The sequence below is a fragment of the Alteromonas sp. V450 genome, assembly GCF_001885075.1.
Taxonomy (GTDB): Bacteria; Pseudomonadota; Gammaproteobacteria; order Enterobacterales; family Alteromonadaceae; genus Alteromonas.
Genome location: NZ_MODU01000004.1, coordinates 3,000,983 through 3,020,057, shown reverse-complemented (window position 1 = coordinate 3,020,057; position 19,075 = coordinate 3,000,983). Strand labels below are relative to the sequence as shown.

The following is a 19,075-nucleotide window of genomic DNA, read 5'->3' as shown; positions in this document are numbered from 1 at the left end:
GAATGAAAACGTGGTTTGTGTTGTTGCTGATAGCGTTTGCATTGATAGCGGGGTATAAATTTTCCGGCTATCAACACCAACTCAGTGAATCCAATGCAGAGAAAGAGCGACTAACTAACGTGTTAGCGCGCTCTCGCGCCACGGAAACGAGTGAACTGAAAGTTATTAAGCCCGCTGCCAAGCTCATTTCTAATGAAACCAGCGCAACGCCTTCAGACTCTCGCAATGCGAATAAGGGGGAGATGGATTCTGCCCCCACCGCTAAGAATACGCAGATGATAGCACCGGATGTTTTCTACACGAAAACTGAAGGCTCACTCAATACGTTTTTTGCACTGCCTCCCAACAACGAACGCTTCGTATTAGATTCCGTAAAGTGTGAGAACGGGCATTGCGAAATAACCGGAGAATATGACGGCTCTGAGACTGAGCTATCGCGAGTTATTGAAGCATTGGAGCAAGAGCCTTGGTGGCAATTTGGCTCGCCTGTTATCACTACTCAAGTGGCACAGCGGGGGTTAAAACTTAACGTTTCTTTCGCCGCTTCCCATTCGCCAAATGCCCGCGTGCGTTATCGTAATAACATCCAAACCGATTTAAACAATCAGTTAGCTTCAACAGGTTAATCTGCTGAACCACATGTACCTTGCGGAATATCTGGTTTGAGCGCTAACTAGCGCTAGGCGTCTCTCGGTAAACCTTTTTCAATGACGCGAATAAGTCGCGATTGTTGCCTGTTTTGAGCGTCAGATACCTGTTGTTTTTCTTGCTGCTGTTTGAGCGCCCAATCAATGTGTCTGTCCACCAAGTCACTTACGCAACCTCGCCTTTCTTTTAAAAGTAGAATGCTTTGTTCATTATATGGGGCGTTTCCTAACGCAACGGCAATATTTCGCTGCCACTTCTCAAAGCCAATCCGTCTAATGGGAGACCCCTCGGTGTTGCGTAAGAAGGTTTCCTCTGACCAGCTGAAAAGTGCATTCAGGCTTTGACCGTGAAGTACCTGCCTTGGATGAAAATCTTGTTCACTGGTTATATCAGCGAATCGATTCCAAGGGCAGACCAACTGGCAGTCGTCGCAACCATAAATGCGATTACCCATCATAGGCCGCAAATCTTCGGGAATATCTTTGTCTGACTCAATGGTGAGGTAGGAAATGCAGCGACGGGCATCTACTTTATAAGGTGCGATAATGGCGTTTGTCGGGCAAATGGTTAAACACGCTGTGCAGCTACCGCAGCCTTCTTCAATTGGTGCATCAACGGGTAACGGCAAATTGATAAAGAGCTCACCTAAGAAGAACCAAGAACCGGCTTCTTTATTTAATGTCAGGCTGTGCTTCCCCGTCCAACCGATACCGGCTTTTTCGGCAATGGCGTGTTCCAACACGGGGGCCGAGTCTACAAAGGGGCGATATTGGGTATGAGCCAGAGAGGCGGTAATTTTCTCACCCAGTTGCTTCAAACGTTTGCGCAACACTTTATGATAGTCACGGCCCAGCGCATAGCGACTAATATACCCTACTTCAGGCATGTTTAAATGCTTGGCAAACGAGGCGTCCGGCGGTAAGTAATTCATGCGAACGCTGATCACCCGCAACGTACCGGGTACCAGCTCATTTGGCCGGGCACGCTTCATCCCATGGTTCTCCATAAAGGCCATGTCACCGTGATAGCCATTGTCTAACCATTCCTGAAGGTGTGACTCGTGCTGATGTAAATCAATATCGCTGATGCCAACCTGCTGAAAGCCTAGCGCTGTACCCCAAGCCTTGATATTGTTGGCCAATTCAACAAGGTCGATAGAACTAATTTCGGACATTTGCTCATGCTAGATACTCAATTAACATCAAGTTTATCATACAAACTATTTCGGGCCGATCAGGTTAGAGAAAATGAGGGGCAAGCCGCCGCTGACTCGGGCTGTGATTTGTTTACGTTGATGCAACGAGCCGGTGATGTGGTGTTCAAACAATGTTTAGAGCTAATGCCAAATTCAGATGTTTATTTAGTATTAGTGGGCCAAGGTAATAATGCGGGCGATGGCTACATAGCGGCAATCAATGCAAAACTTGCGGGTAAGCAAGTACATTTATGCGCGGTAGAGCCTGAACGTACCCTCGAGGGTGATGCAGGCAAAGCTCAGCAGCGTTGGCTTGATGCCGGAGGAAGTATCAATGGCTTTGACGCTGCACTACTTGAGAAGTCTGACGTAGTAATTGATGCACTCCTTGGTACAGGTATTAATAGCTATATTCGTAACGAGTTTGCCGATGTAATCGATGCGGTAAATGCGTCATCAACACCTGTAGTAAGTGTCGATGTTCCTTCTGGCCTTGATGCTAACACTGGGCAAAGCTTAGGCCGCTGTGTGCAGGCCGATATCACGGTGACATTTGTCGGTATAAAGCCTGGGCTTGTAACCGGCGCGGGTAAACAGTCTTGCGGTAAATTAGTTTATGCAGATTTAGGTATTGGTAAAGCCTTTCAAGCGCTCGCCAAAGCCAGTGCGACCATGCTGAATATTGACCATTTTAAAGGGATGGGGCCACGGGAGATTAACAGTCATAAAGGGACGTATGGACGACTGCTGTGCATTGGCGGTAATCGCGGAACGGCAGGCGCTATTCGCCTAGCCAGTGAAGCCGCACTACGAAGTGGTGCGGGAATGGTACGCGTATATACCCATGAATCTTCAGTTGTTCAGGTCAGTGCAGGTAGACCCGAACTCATGGTCACCGACTTCAACTTAGAAGATGCACTAGCGTGGGCGACCTGTGTGGTCATTGGACCGGGTCTTGGGCAAGACGAATGGGCAGAAAGCACATTTGAAACCACCATGAAACACTGTCAAAGCCAGAATAAGCCAGTGGTCATCGATGCCGACGCGCTGAATTTGTTGTGTAAGCAGTCAACCGCTTACACGTTGTCGGACAGTATTTTAACCCCTCACGCAGGTGAGGCCGCGCGTTTACTTGGTGTTTCTATTGATGATGTAGAAAGTGACCGTTTTAACTACGCAAGACAGTGCTCACAGCGATACCACGCAGTCTGTGTACTAAAAGGAGCGGGCACGCTTATCGACAATGAAAAGAAAACCTGGGTTTGCCGTCACGGTAATCCTGGAATGGCTACCGCTGGAAGCGGTGACGTGCTGAGCGGAATTTTAGGTGCACTGCTGGCGCAAGGTGTAGAAACGGATATCGCGGCAAAATATGGTGTAGTGCTTCATGCTAAGGCAGGTGATGATATTGCCCAACTATATGGTCAACGTGGTATGATAGCGAGTGATTTGTTCGACGCAGTACGTGCGCTTATCAACCACTAAATAGGTTGGTTTTGTCTTAAACGGGCAGGCATCTACTGTGTTTCTTTGTATTACTGTGGAATATTGTTGATGTCTTACCCGCACACCTCTTTTTTTGCTAATGAAGTAGATGATACCGCGCAGCTTGCCAAAGACTTAGCGCAAGCTGTTTCAAGTCAACTCCCCACCGATGCTGTTATTTATTTAAACGGCGATTTAGGTGCAGGGAAAACGACGTTTAGCCGTTATTTCATTCAATCACTAGGTCATTCAGGTAGCGTTAAAAGTCCAACCTATACATTGGTTGAACCTTATGAGCTGGACGACGTCAATATTTATCACTTTGACCTTTACCGCCTAGCCGACCCAGAAGAGTTAGAGTTCATGGGAATTCGCGATTATTTTGGCTCGGGTGCCATTGCGCTTGTTGAATGGTCGGAAAAAGGGGGCGAATACTTGGCATCCCCGGACTTAGTGATTAGTATAAATATTATGCCATCGGGTAGGCAGTTTACTCTGGAAGCAAAAAGTGCCCACGGTGCGAAATTGCTTCAACAATGCAAGCGCGTGTAGCGCAAATGCAAAATGAAAGAAAAAACGAATAAGTAGTTGCTCTGTAGTTCACAAGAGCAAATCAATAATAACTCAAAGGCTAATTATGGTGCGCAGTGTAGTTTCGATATTATTATTGTGTTTCGTGGTGCAGTTTGCATACGGCGCGCAAAATAACATCGACGGGGTGAGAATATGGCCGTCGCCAGACAATACCCGTGTTGTTTTCGATATGAAATCAGCGCCAGAGTTCACCTATTTTACGCTTAAAAATCCGCTTCGGCTTGTCATCGATCTCAACAACACCAGCGACACCGCTAAGCTTTCTGGTATAGAAAACAGCGGTGATTTGATTAAAAAGTTGCGCTACTCCACACCGAAAAACAAATCATCTGCCAGAGTAGTTGTTGAGCTCAATAGAAATACAAAGCCTTCGTTATTTGCAGTAACCCCCGACGGTGCTTACGGGCACAGGTTGGTGATCGACCTACCGGATAGCGCGCCGCAGCCGTCGCCAACGTTATCAGCGTCGACATCAGTCGGCACTGTCGTTATTGATGATTCTTCCAGCGCCCGCGACCGAGACATCATCGTTGCTATTGATGCCGGCCACGGAGGGCATGATCCTGGCTCAGTGGGTCCGTCTGGAACATTTGAAAAACATATTACTCTCAGTATCGCCAAAAAATTAGAGAACATGATTAATGCTGAATTAGGCATGAGAGCAATAATGACGCGCAGCGGAGATAATTACGTATCACCAAACAGACGGCCCGAGATAGCACGCGAAAGAAAAGCTGATTTGTTAATCTCTATACACGCCGATGCGTTTAGTCAGCCTCAACCACGCGGTGGGTCAGTTTGGGTTCTGTCAATGCGCAGAGCAGATACAGAATTGGGCCGTTGGTTGGAAAAGTCAGAGCGACATTCAGAATTGCTGGGTGGTGCAGCTGAAGTAATAAGCGATAAATCTAGCGAGCGCTATCTTACCGAAACAATTTTAGGGCTCTCTATGGATCACAGTATGGCTGCAAGCCACGATCTCGGCAACAAAGTGGTTGAGGAACTAAAGCAAGTAACCAGCCTTCACAAAAGAAAGCCTCAGGCAGCCAGCTTTGCGGTTTTGACCGCACCCGATATACCCTCTATTCTCGTCGAGGTTGGTTTTATATCGAATCCGCAAGAGGAAAAAAACCTCAATTGGGGTAAGCATCGCGAGCGTTTGGCTAAAGCTATGTTTGAAGCGACAAAACGATATTTTAAGCAAGTTCCTCCAGATGGTACACTTTGGGCGTCAGAAAAAGCGAAAAATCGAACCCATAAAGTCCGCAGTGGCGAGTCACTTTCACTTTTGGCGCAGCGCTACAACGTTAAAATAAGTAGCATTAAGGCTGCTAATGATTTGTCCAGTGATGTTGTGCGGGTCGGCCAGGTTTTAAATATTCCGAGAACATAGACTAATCCGACGAAAAGTGTTGTTTGCTAAATGGCACAACTTGTCTCAAACCATTGAAAAATGTACACACATTAAATGTGTAATTCTCAGTGGGTAACGAATTTCTATACTCATAATTTTAATATTTCCACAGGGTAGTATTGTGCCTATACAACTTTTGTCTCCTCAATTAGCAAACCAAATTGCCGCAGGTGAGGTGGTTGAGCGCCCGGCTTCTGTGGTTAAAGAGCTATTGGAGAATAGCCTTGATGCTGGCGCGTCAAAAATAGAGATTGATATTGAAAAGGGCGGCCATAAAAGAATAAAAATCAAAGATAACGGCTGCGGGATAGCAAAGCATGAACTTCAGCTTGCATTGAGTCGCCATGCAACAAGTAAAATCACTACGCTTGATGATTTAGAACAGATTTTATCATTAGGTTTTCGGGGAGAGGCATTAGCAAGTATTAGCTCTGTCACTAGGCTTACGTTAACGTCTAAAACCGCTGAGCAAAATGAAGCGTGGCAAGCATACTGTGAAGGTCGTGAAATGGCGGTGAATGTTAAGCCTGCAGCGCATCCGACAGGAACGACCATAGATGTAGCCGATCTGTTTTATAATACGCCGGCGCGACGTAAATTCCTGCGAACAGAAAAAACCGAATTTCAGCATATAGAAGACGTAGTAAAACGGATAGCGTTGAGTCACCCTAACGTTTCCTTTGTGCTATCGCACAATCATAAAGTCATCAAACGCTATATGTCTGATAAAGCGGGTAAACTTGAGACTCGTATTGGTGCGGTGGTAGGACAAAAATTTGTGCAAAATGCGGTTCATATCAGCGCAGAGTACGATGGATTAACTATCAATGCGTGGTTGGGCAACGAGTTGATGCTGCGAAGCAGCAATGATTGCCAATTTAGCTTCGTCAACGGCCGGGGCATGCGCGATAAACTTATTATGCACGCTATTCGACAGGCCTATGAAACGGTTTGGGGTGTCATTGAGCAACCGAGCTTTGTCGTATATTTAACTGTTGACCCTAAAGATGTTGACGTAAACGTGCATCCGGCAAAACATGAAGTGCGGTTTCAACAGAGCAGACTCGTCCACGATTTTATTTGTAAGTCAGTATGCGATGCGTTAAATGAAGCGACAAACACTGGTGAGAGGCCATTACGGTCGCTGGAAACGGGTGTTAATCACGACTATATTCGTCCACTTCAAGAGCAACGCAGCGAGGAAAAGTCGACGTCGTTTAGTGCTTATAAATCACAATACAATGATAGTCCCTCTGACAACGTGGCAGAAAGATCTGTGCCATTAGATGCAACTGGAGCGCGTTCTAAACCTAGTACAGGCGTATTCAGTGTCGGTTCCCAGCGCCAATCGAAGGGACCGAGTGCTGCTTATCAGGCAAACTTCTCTGCACTCATGACGCCTATGGGTAATAGCGATAGAGATGCCACGGCTTCCAACGTTGGTATAGAACATTGTCACCTTTCACCGCGCTGTAGGATTTACCCCCTGAAAGAAACTATTTACCTTTTACCTTTGGAAAAGTTTGCAACTATTTGGCTAGGCGAACTATTTTTAAATGCTAAACATAGTCAACCATTGCTGATGCCGGTTGCGTTACAATGTGATGACGTCGATGAGAAAATACTCGAATTTTTGAATTCGTCTCATTTTGAAATAAATAAAACCGCAGGCAAATACAGATTACAGCAGGTGCCTGCTGGGACGCGTCATTTGCCATGGATTAAGTGGTTTGAGCACCTGTTAGGCGTTAAGTCGAATGCACAACACAACGCCATCGATGTTGTAATTAAAGATATGAGTTTATCGGAACATGATTTAGATGATGAGGTAGCCGGCGCTATATGGTACTGGTTGGATCACCAAAGTCACTCTAAACAATGGGAAATTATTGAACAATTTGGTAAAGTGCGCCCGTTAGAATTAGTGCTTAATGTATGGGAGAAATAAGGTGTCCGGTGGCATAAATACTGCATCTCCTGTGGTTGCAATCATGGGGCCTACGGCATCTGGAAAAACTGCGCTGGCGATTTCTCTGGCACAACAGATTGGCGGTGAAATAATTAGTGTTGATTCAGCCCTTGTTTATAAGGGTATGGACATAGGCACCGCGAAGCCTTCAATGGAGGAGCGAGCGGGTGTAGTGCATCACCTTATTGACATCATTGACCCATCACAAAGTTATTCAGTGTCGCAATTCGTATACGATACTGAACGTTTGATTGGTGAAATACTGGCGCGAGGCAAACTGCCAATTTTGGCAGGGGGTACAATGATGTACTTTAATGCCTTGATAAATGGAATTTCGTCACTACCTAAGTCAGATGAAAAAGTAAGAAATGAAATAGCGCAGCAGGCAGAGCGTGTAGGGTGGGCAGCGCTTCATGACGAATTGCGTAATATAGACCCAACAAGTGGTGAAAGAATTCACCCGAACGACCCACAACGTATCACGCGCGCGTTGGAAGTGTATCGAAGTACAGGTAAAACCTTGACACACTGGCAACAGCAAAAAGGGGCCCGTTGCCCTTACAATTTTTTGCAGTTTGCTATTGCACCGGCCGATAGAGCAGTGTTGCATCAAAGAATTGCTACCCGCTTTGACTTGATGTTAGCACAAGACTTTGAGCAGGAAGTGTCGGGACTTTATGAACGAGACGATTTAAACGAAAATTTACCGTCTATTCGTTCAGTAGGTTACAGGCAAATGTGGCAATACTTAGATGGCCAATTGTCGAAGGCTGAAATGCGTGAACGCGGTATTATCGCAACGCGTCAACTTGCGAAACGTCAGTTAACGTGGTTACGCGGCTGGGAGCGAGTTACTTGGCTAGACACATTTGCTAACGATAATTTGACTAAAATTAGAGCAGAAGTCACACTTTGAGCGTATGAGTGTGGTATACATTAGACGTGCAGCAGTAGTTTTTTTGCTACTGCGAATAATAAAAACTAAGGATATCAAATGGCTAAAGGGCAATCTTTACAAGACCCATTCTTAAACGCTTTGCGTAAGGAACGTATTCCAGTATCTATTTATCTGGTAAACGGAATAAAACTACAGGGACAGGTTGAGTCTTTCGACCAGTTCGTCATCCTGCTGAAAAATACAGTAAGCCAAATGGTGTATAAGCACGCAATTTCAACAGTTGTGCCTGCTCGTGCTATCACAATGCCCAGTTCAGGAGAGTCTGAAAATACTAAAGGTGAATAAATTAAAAGGTAACGCGCTTGTTTGACCGTTATGAAGCCGGTGAACAGGCTGTACTTGTTCATGTAAATTTTTCTGACGAAAACAGCAAAGAGGACTTAAGCGAATTAGAATTGCTTGTGTCTTCAGCGGGGGTAGACGCTGTGGAGGTTATAACGACCTCTCGCAGTGCGCCACATGCTAAGTTTTTTGTTGGATCTGGTAAAGCAGAAGAAATAGCAGCTGCAGTGAAAGCGCACGACGCTAATGTTGTTATTTTTAACCACGCGCTTTCTCCTTCACAGGAGCGTAATTTAGAGGCCGTGTGTAAATGCAGAGTGTTAGACAGAACAGGGTTGATACTCGATATCTTTGCTCAAAGAGCAAGAACGCATGAAGGTAAGCTTCAGGTGGAACTTGCTCAACTTAGGCATATTTCAACGCGCCTGATCCGGGGCTGGACTCACCTTGAGCGTCAGAAAGGTGGTATTGGTCTTCGGGGGCCTGGTGAGACCCAGCTGGAAACAGATCGTCGATTACTGCGTGGGCGTATAAAAGCCATTCTTCGTCGTCTGGAAAAAGTGCAGAAGCAACGTGAGCAGGGACGTCGCTCGCGTAAACGCGCTGAAATTCCTACGGTATCCTTAGTTGGCTATACAAACGCGGGTAAATCGACGCTGTTTAACACAATTACTGACTCTCACGTTTACGCTGCTGATCAGCTATTTGCTACGTTAGACCCAACGCTGCGCAAAATTGAGTTAAAGGACGTTGGCCCTGCAATTTTGGCCGATACCGTCGGATTTATTCGCCACCTTCCTCATGATCTCGTCGCCGCATTTAAAGCAACGCTTCAAGAAACGCAAGAAGCAGACTTGTTGCTTCATGTTGTTGATATTGCTGATGCAAAATATCGTGAAACTATGGACGAAGTAAACGATGTTCTTGAAGAAATTGAAGCAGGCGACATTCAACAATTACTAATCTGTAATAAGATTGATAAACTAGACGACGTTCAACCGCGTATAGAAAGAAACGATGAAGGCGTGCCTGTTAGGGTGTGGTTATCTGCACAAACAGGCGAAGGAACGGAATTGTTAAGCCAAGCTTTAACCGAATGCTTAGGTAAAAGTATGGTGAATTACACGTTGAAAATTCCGCCTGCTCAAAGTCGATTGCGCGGCGTGTTGTACGAGCTAAACTGTATTTCTAGTGAAGAATACGACAGTCAGGGAGACTGGGTGGTTGATGTAAGAATGCCCGCTGCCGACTGGAATAGGCTTGAAAAGCGTTTGGAAAACGGAATATCAGAGTATGTTGTGCGACATTAGTTGATAACTTTCATCAACAGTGCCTACGAATTTTTAAAAAATATAACAGTAATTACGGAGTATCAGCATGGCTTGGAATGAGCCGGGTGGCAATAATAACGACCCGTGGAAAAATCGCGGTGGGAAAGATCAAGGTCCCCCAGATTTAGACGATGTGTTTAAAAACTTATTTGGTAAGTTTGGGAAGTCAGGCGGCAACGGCGGTGGTTCGGGCAAAAGCTTGGGCGGTATCGGTGCTGGTATTCTCGTTGGTTTACTTGTAGTAATTTGGTTCATCAGCGGCTTTTATACCATCCGCGAGGCCGAGCGAGGCGTGGTATTGCGTTTTGGCGAATACCATCAGCAAGTAGAGCCAGGTTTACGATGGGCGCCAACGTTTATTGACACGGTAATTCCGGTTGATGTTCAGTCTATTCGTGATCAGTCTTCTTCTGGTTCAATGCTTACTGAAGATGAAAACGTAGTAAGTGTCCAGATGGAAATGCAGTTCCGCGTAGTTGACCCTTACCGATGGACCTTCGCAGTAGAGAGCCCTGAGCAGAGTTTAAGCCAATCTCTAGATAGCGCTATCCGCTATGTTGTTGGTCATTCAACGATGGACGATGTATTAACTGACGGTCGTGAAGTGACGCGTCAGCGAGTGTGGGAAGAGCTTCAAGCAATCATTGAACCTTACAATATGGGGGTGTCAATTATTGATATGAACTTCCGCGATGCCCGCCCACCGGAGCAGGTTAAAGACGCCTTTGATGATGCCATTGCTGCACAGGAAGATGAACAGCGCTTTATCCGTGAAGCAGAGGCTTATGCAAGAGAGATTGAACCTCGAGCGCGCGGACAAGTTAACCGTATGAATGAAGAAGCACAGGCGTACAAAGAGCGAGTAACGCTAGAGGCGCAAGGTGAGGTTGCGAGATTTAACGAGCTTCTACCACAATATGAGAAAGCGCCGAAAGTCACGCGTGAGCGGATATACCTTGAGACTATGGAAGAAGTGCTAGGTAACACCAGTAAAATCATGGTGGACAGTAAAGGCGGAAATAATATGATGTACCTCCCGCTTGATAAAATAATGGAAAGACAACAATCAACGTCTTCTACTCGTTCGCGTAACACACTAGAAGGTCTACAGGCTCCTGTTACAGACTCAGCTGGTCGCAGTCGCAATACTTCGCCGTCGTCAGGCTTACGCGGTGACAGCTATAGAGAGGGGAGATAAGAAATGAAGAACTTGCTAATTGCCGCGTTTGTACTGCTTGTATTACTTGCTTCGGGCGCCCTTTTTGTGGTTAAAGAAGGTGAGCGAGCAATCGTAATCCAGTTTGGTAAAGTTCAGCGTGAAGATACCACTGGTGATACCAAAGTGTTTGAACCAGGTTTACACTTTAAGCTTCCATTTATCGACTCAGTACGTCACTTAGATGCGCGTATCCAGACGCTTGATGGTACACCTGACCGTTTTGTTACCAGCGAAAAGAAAGACCTTATTGTCGATTCATATGTAAAGTGGCGAATTGAAGATTTTGCACGCTACTACCTTTCAACAGGTGGTAACAAGCTGCAAGCAGAGGCACTTCTTAAGCAGAAAGTGAATAATGGTCTTCGCTCTGAGTTTGGTACACGTACTATTGCACAAATCGTTTCTGGAGAGCGTTCAGCACTGATGAACCAAGCAATGGAGCAGGCGTCAACGTCGTCTGACGAGCTAGGTATCGAAATTGTTGACGTACGCGTGAAGCAAATTAACCTACCCACGGAAGTGAGCAACTCGATTTTCCAGCGCATGCGCGCTGAACGTGCTGCCGTTGCTCGTGAACACCGTTCGGAAGGTCAGGAGCAAGCTGAAGTCATCAAGGCAAACATTGATGCGAAGGTGACAGTAATGCTCGCCGATGCAGAACGAAACGCACGTCAACTTAGAGGTGAAGGTGACGCGATTGCTGCACAAATTTACGCTGATGCTTACTCTCAAAACGCAGACTTTTATAGCTTCTTACGCAGTATGGATGCATACAGACAAAGCTTTAACAGTAAGCAGGATGTAATGGTTATTGCGCCAGACAGTGATTTTTTCAAATATATGAATCAGTCAAGCGGCAAATAATTGCTTTTGCCATGAAGCTACTCAAAAACCAGCCTAAACAGGCTGGTTTTTTATTGCTGACCTGTCGCGCAACTACGAAATATTCTATGTAGGGTGTCCTCGGACATTACACCAGGCCATGTGTACACGCATTATTGCTTCATTTATCCCTTTTACTGCCAAAAATTCACTAAATCGGGTAAAATACGGCCTGATTACAACTAAAACACGCCACGAAAAAGTACATAGCTGATGCCCTCCCAGCGGAAGCTTTGATGTAGTAGGCGTTTAAAAACGACAGAGGGAACATTTTGACAACGGAAAATACCAATAAAATGTCCGCGAACAACAGTAGCGGGCAAGGCGGGTTATTCTCTCGGTTTCTTACAACCGTAGAATGGTTAGGGAATCTTCTTCCTCACCCCGTAACCTTATTTGCTCTGCTCTCACTCTTTATCGTAGTGTTAAGCGGCATATTAGGGTACTTCGACATCGCAGTTGCTGATCCTCGCCCTGTCGGCGCGAAAGGGCGTGAAGAAGACGGCATGATCGAAGTCATATCGTTAATGAGTGCTGAAGGGTTGCAGCGAATAGTGACAGGTTTGGTAACAAACTTTACCGGTTTCGCCCCGCTTGGAACCGTACTTGTCGCGCTTCTTGGTGTGTCAGTAGCAGAACATTCAGGCCTTTTATCGGCGGCAATGCGCGCATTGGTGATGAATGCGTCTAAGCGCGCTGTTACCTTTGCGATCGTTTTTGCAGGAATTATATCAAACACAGCCTCGGAACTGGGCTATGTGGTGCTTATTCCGCTGGCAGCCATGATTTTCCATTCGCTAGGTCGCCACCCGTTAGCGGGGTTGGCAGCTGCGTTTGCTGGAGTATCGGCTGGCTATAGTGCCAACCTACTGCTTGGAACTGTCGACCCACTGTTGTCGGGTATTACAGAAGCCGCAGCGCACATGATTGACCCTGACTATATGGTAGGCCCAGAGGTGAACTGGTACTTTATGTTTATTAGTACCTTTGTGGTAGCAACAATGGGCGCCGTCGTTACGGAAAAAGTGGTCGAGCCTAGACTTGGGAAGTTCGATCCGGCTGATGCTTCGGTGGATTTAGGCAAGCAGTCAATGGATGCACCAACCGATCTGGAGAAGAAAGGTTTGCGCTGGGCCGGCGTATCTTTTGTTGTTGTTTGCGCGATACTAGCGCTGACAGTTGTGCCAGAAAACGGTATTTTGCGTCACCCAGAAACAGGCGAAGTGGCTGGCTCTCCGTTTCTCAAAGGGATTGTTGCTTTCATTTTTATTACTTTTGCTATTCCAGGTTTTGTTTACGGTAAAGTGACTAAGTCAATGAAAAACGACAAAGACGTCATTGATGCCATGTCTAAAAGCATGGGAGCGATGGGGCTTTATATAACGCTGGTATTCTTTGCCGCGCAATTTGTTGCGTTTTTCAAATGGACGAACTTAGGCACAGTATTAGCCGTTAAAGGTGCTGCACTATTGCAAGCGGCAGGATTAGATGGCCCAGCCGTGTTTATCCTGTTTATTTTAATGTGTGGCATAGTAAACCTTTCATTGGGAAGTGCATCTGCGCAGTGGGCTGTAACAGCACCCATTTTTGTCCCCATGCTTATGCTCATTGGCTACGCGCCAGAAGTTATTCAAGCAGCCTATCGAATTGGCGACTCAGTCACAAACGTTATTGCACCTATGATGAGTTACTTTGGACTTATCTTGGCAATGGCTGCTAGATATAAAAAAGACTTAGGGATGGGGACACTCATCGCCATGATGCTACCTTATTCTATGGTCTTTATTGTGGGTTGGACTGTGTTGTTCTACATATGGGTCTTTCTGCTCGGCATGCCGGTAGGACCTGGTGCAGCCACGTATTATCAGCCGTAAATAATCAACATGGCTCGTTGCCATTCGACTCATTCGATGGCAACTAAAAAAGCGGTTTATGTTCTGGAGTTGTATTCTTGAATGTATTCCGCTTTTTTAATGCCTAAAATCTATTAGTGCAATCGCACTTTTTTGGCGTTATGGCAGATCATAATCTAAGGTAATTCAGTATAATACGGATATAGCGCAGTACTTCTCGGACGATGAATAAATGAATTACAAACCAAATAAAGGCTTTACTCACGGGCAATCAGATAAAATTGGTGTGCTGGTAACGAATTTAGGTACGCCAGAAGCGCCAACAAAGCAGGCGCTACGTCCTTACTTAAAAGAGTTTCTTTCAGACCCCCGCGTAGTGGAAGTACCAAAAGCAATATGGTGGTTTGTATTAAACGGTATCATTCTAAACTTTCGCCCCAAGCGCTCAGCAGAGGCGTATTCTACTGTGTGGACCGAAGAAGGTTCACCGCTTATGGCAATAACTAAAGCGCAAGCTTCGGCAATCGCACAGCGCTGTAAAGCCCAATACGGCGATGATGTCATTGTTGATTTTGCTATGCGCTACGGAAAGCCAGCGATAAGCGACACCATTGATACCATGTTGGCAAAAGGCGTGCGCAAGCTTGTAGTACTTCCGCTTTATCCGCAGTACAGCGCGTCGACAACTGGCTCTACCTTCGATGCTATCGCAAAAGATTTTACCTCGCGTCGCTGGCTTCCTGAACTTCGTTTCGTTAATCATTATCACGACCGCGACAACTTTATTACTGCGCTTGCCAACAAAGTAAAAGCCCATTGGGAAGAACATGGCCGCGCAGATAAACTTGTTTTGTCTTACCACGGTATTCCGAAGCGCTACTTGATGAACGGCGACCCTTATCACTGTGAATGCCATAAAACATCGCGGCTACTCGCAGAGAAACTTGGGCTTTCTCACGACGAATACATGACAACCTTCCAATCCCGCTTTGGTCGAGAAGAATGGTTGAAGCCGTATACGGATGAAACACTGAAATCATTGCCTGAAAAAGGTGTTAAATCGATTCAGGTTATGTGTCCTGGTTTTTCAGCCGACTGCTTGGAAACCATTGAAGAAATTGGTGAAGAGAATCGTGAATACTTCATGGAAGCGGGGGGGGAACGCTATGAATACATCGCGGCATTAAACAGTGATAAAGAACACATTGATGTGTTGTTTGACATAGTGCAAGAAAATTTACATGGTTGGACGGTAGAATCGGACAACGGTTTGCGTGCAGGACTCGCAAGAGCGCTCGGCGCAGAAAAGTAGCTGCCGAGGCTGCTGCATCCCACGCTTTTGTAAAGGGCCAAAGCAATAGGCATATTATTAGATTGAGTGTTCACTCTGCTAAAGGGTTTTGAGCAATTAGATAAAGGGAGATAACAACGTGGACGTTAAAGCACCAAAGGCATTACTAAAAGCGCAAAAGCTGGCGAATTTGCTCGACACCGCGGTTAAGCTCCCCCTTATTCCAATTAGGATAGGTCTAGACTCTATTGTCGGGCTTATCCCTGGGGCAGGTGACGCCCTTATGTTATTTGTTTCACTACGCATCGTTTGGCTTGGAAAATCGTTGGGCATGCCGAAAGCCCTTGTTGCGCAAATGGTGAAAAACTCTGCCATCGATTTTGGATTAGGTTTTATTCCCTTTGTTGGTGATATTGTCGACGTCTTTTACAAAGCGAATCAAAAAAATGTCCGCATTATGGAACGCTGGTGGATAACAGAAAATAAAGCGAACGTTGACGCTGCTACACAGGCTAAACTAGCACAGTGGGAGCGGGAAAATAGCTAGGCGCCCACTGCTACCCATCCGTCAATAAAAGTTGGCATTCATAAAACCGTCCCTGTAACTTAAGTAAGTCATAAAATACCAATCGTTTTTTATGCTGAAGTCGTAGCAATCAGTCTAAATACATAGAAATACCTCTTTACAAGGAGCGTGCAGTACATGAAAGCGTCCGACTTATTTGTGAAAGCGTTAGAAGCTGAAGGTGTGGAATACGTGTTTGGTATTCCCGGCGAAGAAAACCTCGATTTATTAGAGTCATTGCGTGAGTCATCCATTAAGTTGGTCCTCACTCGCCATGAACAAGGGGCCGGTTTTATGGCCGCCACCTATGGCAGGCTAACGGGGAAAGTAGGCGTTTGTCTGTCCACCTTAGGGCCTGGCGCTACTAACTTAGTGACTCCTGCTGCCTACGCTCAGCTAGGTGCAATGCCCATGCTTATGATTACGGGGCAAAAGCCAATCAAAACCAGCAAGCAAGGCCGTTTCCAAGTTATCGATATCGTGGATATGATGCGTCCCATCACCAAATTCACCAATCAGATAGTGAGTGGAGACCGAATTCCCTCTACCGTTCGAGAGGCCTTTCGCTTGGCGTCAGAAGAACGCCCTGGCGCAGTGCACATAGAGTTACCAGAGGATATTGCGGCTGAGCAAACCAGTGCGCAGCTTTTAACACCAAGCAAGACGCGCAGGCCTATTGCTGAGTACAAAGCTATTTCCTCGGCTATCACCATGATTGAAGAAGCTCAGTCACCCTTGTTGTTGATTGGCGCAGGCGCCAATAGAAAGCTCACTGCCAAAATGCTTAGGGAATTTGTTGATAAAACCTGTATTCCATTTGTCACTACTCAAATGGGTAAGGGCGTGCTGAATGAAAGTGACCCCCGCTTTGCCGGAAATACGGCGTTATCTGACGGCGACTTTGTTCACCGAGCTATAGAACGGGCTGACCTTATTATTAACGTTGGCCATGATGTAGTAGAAAAACCACCGTTTTTTATGCATCACAACGACAAAAAAGTTATTCACGTTAACTTTGATGCCGCAGCTGTCGACCCGGTTTATTTCCCACAGCTTGAAGTCGTTGGCGACATTGCCAACAGTATTTGGCAAATAAAAGAAGGCATTACACCGCAGGATAACTGGACGCTAGATTTTTACAAGGACGTTCATCAAGCCTATGTTGAGCACCGTGCAGAAGCAGAAGATGACAACCGATTCCCCATTTTACCGGAACGTTTGGTTCGGGATATTCGAAAGGTAATGCCAGACAATGGTATCGTGACCCTAGACAACGGCGTTTATAAAATTTGGTTTGCGAGAAACTACCCTGCTTATCACCCCAATACACTGCTATTAGATAATGCACTAGCTTCAATGGGAGCAGGCCTACCCTCAGCTATCGCTGCAAAGCTTGTTAAGCCAGACGTGCCCGTATTAAGCGTTTGTGGTGACGGCGGCTTTATGATGAACAGCCAAGAAATCGAGACCGCTGTCAGGCTAAAGCTAGACCTTGTGGTGATCATCTTGCGTGATGATGCGTACGGAATGATTAAGTGGAAGCAAGCAAACATGCAGTTTGACGAGTTTGGCTTAGATTACGGTAATCCCAACTTTGTTAAATACGCACAAAGTTATGGTGCGCAAGGGTGGAGAGTTGATGATGCTGACGTGCTCATTCACATGGTGGATAAGTGTTTGAACACAAAAGGCGTGCATATTATCGATTGTCCAGTTGATTACAGTATGAATGACAAAACGCTTAATCAAACGATTAAAGCGTTAAGCGCCAAGCTTTAAGCCAGCGTAATACACAGGTAAGGAGTGAACAATGTTAAAGGATAGCTATCCCTATTATTTAGCGAGCGAGCCAAAATACGCGAATACCGACTTAAAAGTGACAAACAAATATACCCAAGAAGTGGCAACTAAGGTTGCACTGGCAGATGCGGATACCATCGATAAGGCCATTGCCGCCGCAGAAAAAGCCCAGCCTGCGATGGCAGCTATGGCCCCGTATGAAAGGCAAGCGGTGTTAGAGCACTGTGTAAAACGCTTTACTGAAAGGGCCGATGAGTTGGCTCAAGCGCTTTGTATTGAGGCTGGAAAGCCAATTAAAGATGCAAAGGGTGAAGTTAGCCGGCTTATCGACACCTTTAAAATAGCAGCTGAAGAATCCGTTCGCATTAATGGCGAGGTGGTGAACTTAGAGATATCGGCAAGAGCCAAAGGCTATCAGGGCATGACCAAGAAGGTCCCCATAGGTCCGTGTTCATTTATATCGCCGTTTAACTTTCCTCTTAACCTAGCGGCGCACAAAGTGGCGCCTGCCATTGCTGCGGGTTGCACCTTCGTGCTCAAGCCTGCTTCGCGTACGCCTATTGGTGCACTTATTATCGGTGAAGTATTGGCGGAAACTGATTTGCCTAAAGGCGCGTTTTCAATTTTGCCGTGTAGCCGTGATGGCGCTGATTTATTTACCACCGATGAAAGACTAAAGCTGCTTAGCTTTACGGGTTCACCTGATGTTGGCTGGGCGCTTAAAGCTAAGGCCGGAAAGAAGCCAGTGGTATTAGAGCTTGGCGGTAATGCTGCATGTGTAATTGACGAAGATGCCGATATTGAAGACGCCATCGACCGTGTAATAATTGGAGCTTACTATCAATCAGGTCAAAGCTGTATTAGCGTTCAGCGACTACTGGTGCACAGCAAAATATACGAAGAATTCAAGTCGCGCTATGTAGAAAGAGTAAAGGCGCTTGTTTCTGGTGACCCTTCAAACGAAGATACTTTTATTGGCCCTATGATCTCAGAAGGTGAAGCAGAGCGCCTTTATAGCTGGATTAAAGAGGCAAAAGAAAAAGGGGCAACCATTTTGTGTGGTGGTACCCGTGACGGTGCTATGCTTGAGGCTACGGTAATGGAAAATGTACCGAAAGATTGCGATGCCAGTGCCGAGGAAGCTTTTGGGCCATTGTCTATCCTAGTACCGTTTGATGATTATGACGAAGCACTTAATGAGGTGAACAACAGCCGATATGGGCTACAAGCTGGCGTGTTTACTCGCGACATATACAAAGCCCACAAAGCATGGGATGTGCTTGAGGTTGGCGGTGTGGTGATCGGAGATGTACCTAGCTGGCGGGTCGACAACATGCCCTATGGTGGCGTTAAAGACTCAGGTCTGGGGCGCGAAGGTATTCGCTACGCGATAGAGGATATGTCTGAAACTCGACTTATGGTTATTCGTACGCCTCAGTAAATGACGGTGATGTGTTGCCTTATCAATATGGGTGCCCTCAACGCTGCATATAAACACATCTGAGGGCCAAGCGGCAGTATTTGCTCACTTATGAGCTTATTGAAAAGGCATGCTTAACAGCATGCCTTTTCGTCTCCAATTTATACTT

General features: G+C 46.1%; 16 protein-coding genes. 15 read left to right on the top strand and 1 reads right to left on the bottom strand.

The features are described 5' to 3' along the window. Positions 1 to 2: 2 nt before the first annotated feature. Entirely contained in the window at positions 3 to 626 is a 624-nt protein-coding gene (locus BK026_RS13145; protein ID WP_071816229.1) for a hypothetical protein, read from the top strand. Between the two features lie 53 nt (positions 627 to 679). Here BK026_RS13145 and queG read toward each other — a convergent pair whose 3' ends face one another. After that, positions 680 to 1,822, bottom strand: a complete 1,143-nt coding sequence (queG, locus tag BK026_RS13140) for a tRNA epoxyqueuosine(34) reductase QueG (RefSeq protein ID WP_071816228.1) — start codon at positions 1,820 to 1,822, stop codon at positions 680 to 682. Positions 1,823 to 1,828: 6 nt separating this feature from the next. Between queG and BK026_RS13135 the strand changes: the two genes are divergently transcribed. The 14 genes from BK026_RS13135 (at position 1,829) to BK026_RS13070 (ending at position 18,927) form a co-directional block, all read left to right on the top strand. Next, positions 1,829 to 3,328 carry an NAD(P)H-hydrate dehydratase gene (locus BK026_RS13135; RefSeq protein ID WP_071816227.1) on the top strand — a complete coding sequence of 500 codons (1,500 nt, stop codon included), beginning with the start codon at positions 1,829 to 1,831 and terminating at the stop codon, positions 3,326 to 3,328. 69 nt (positions 3,329 to 3,397) lie between these two features. Beyond that, entirely contained in the window at positions 3,398 to 3,880 is a 483-nt protein-coding gene (tsaE, locus tag BK026_RS13130; protein WP_071817646.1) for a tRNA (adenosine(37)-N6)-threonylcarbamoyltransferase complex ATPase subunit type 1 TsaE, read from the top strand. Between the two features lie 85 nt (positions 3,881 to 3,965). Continuing rightward, positions 3,966 to 5,315, top strand: a complete 1,350-nt coding sequence (locus tag BK026_RS13125) for an N-acetylmuramoyl-L-alanine amidase (RefSeq protein ID WP_071816226.1) — start codon at positions 3,966 to 3,968, stop codon at positions 5,313 to 5,315. A gap of 142 nt (positions 5,316 to 5,457) precedes the next feature. Next, positions 5,458 to 7,284 carry a DNA mismatch repair endonuclease MutL gene (gene mutL / locus BK026_RS13120; protein ID WP_071816225.1) on the top strand — a complete coding sequence of 609 codons (1,827 nt, stop codon included), beginning with the start codon at positions 5,458 to 5,460 and terminating at the stop codon, positions 7,282 to 7,284. A 43-nt stretch (positions 7,285 to 7,327) separates the two neighbouring features. After that, positions 7,328 to 8,221 carry a tRNA (adenosine(37)-N6)-dimethylallyltransferase MiaA gene (miaA, locus tag BK026_RS13115; RefSeq protein ID WP_256253938.1) on the top strand — a complete coding sequence of 298 codons (894 nt, stop codon included), beginning with the start codon at positions 7,328 to 7,330 and terminating at the stop codon, positions 8,219 to 8,221. Positions 8,222 to 8,299: 78 nt separating this feature from the next. Next, positions 8,300 to 8,548 carry an RNA chaperone Hfq gene (gene hfq / locus BK026_RS13110; RefSeq protein ID WP_071816223.1) on the top strand — a complete coding sequence of 83 codons (249 nt, stop codon included), beginning with the start codon at positions 8,300 to 8,302 and terminating at the stop codon, positions 8,546 to 8,548. Positions 8,549 to 8,565: 17 nt separating this feature from the next. Next, positions 8,566 to 9,855: a ribosome rescue GTPase HflX gene (gene hflX / locus BK026_RS13105; RefSeq protein ID WP_071816222.1), complete on the top strand. Its 1,290-nt coding sequence runs from the start codon at positions 8,566 to 8,568 to the stop codon at positions 9,853 to 9,855. 67 nt (positions 9,856 to 9,922) lie between these two features. Further along, the gene (hflK, locus tag BK026_RS13100; RefSeq protein WP_071816221.1) at positions 9,923 to 11,074 is read left to right on the top strand and encodes an FtsH protease activity modulator HflK; all 1,152 of its coding nucleotides are present in this window, start codon (positions 9,923 to 9,925) and stop codon (positions 11,072 to 11,074) included. 3 nt (positions 11,075 to 11,077) lie between these two features. Next, positions 11,078 to 11,959 (top strand): protease modulator HflC, encoded by an 882-nt coding sequence (hflC, locus tag BK026_RS13095; RefSeq protein WP_071816220.1) that lies wholly within the window; start codon positions 11,078 to 11,080, stop codon positions 11,957 to 11,959. A gap of 314 nt (positions 11,960 to 12,273) precedes the next feature. Beyond that, positions 12,274 to 13,851, top strand: a complete 1,578-nt coding sequence (locus BK026_RS13090) for an AbgT family transporter (RefSeq protein ID WP_071817645.1) — start codon at positions 12,274 to 12,276, stop codon at positions 13,849 to 13,851. 211 nt (positions 13,852 to 14,062) lie between these two features. Beyond that, positions 14,063 to 15,142 (top strand): ferrochelatase, encoded by a 1,080-nt coding sequence (hemH, locus tag BK026_RS13085; protein ID WP_071816219.1) that lies wholly within the window; start codon positions 14,063 to 14,065, stop codon positions 15,140 to 15,142. Positions 15,143 to 15,260: 118 nt separating this feature from the next. After that, complete coding sequence (locus BK026_RS13080; RefSeq protein ID WP_071816218.1) at positions 15,261 to 15,668, top strand: DUF4112 domain-containing protein; 408 nt, start codon at positions 15,261 to 15,263, stop codon at positions 15,666 to 15,668. 156 nt (positions 15,669 to 15,824) lie between these two features. Then, complete coding sequence (locus BK026_RS13075) at positions 15,825 to 17,465, top strand: acetolactate synthase large subunit (protein ID WP_071816217.1); 1,641 nt, start codon at positions 15,825 to 15,827, stop codon at positions 17,463 to 17,465. Between the two features lie 31 nt (positions 17,466 to 17,496). Continuing rightward, complete coding sequence (locus BK026_RS13070) at positions 17,497 to 18,927, top strand: aldehyde dehydrogenase family protein (RefSeq protein WP_071816216.1); 1,431 nt, start codon at positions 17,497 to 17,499, stop codon at positions 18,925 to 18,927. Positions 18,928 to 19,075 lie beyond the last annotated feature (148 nt).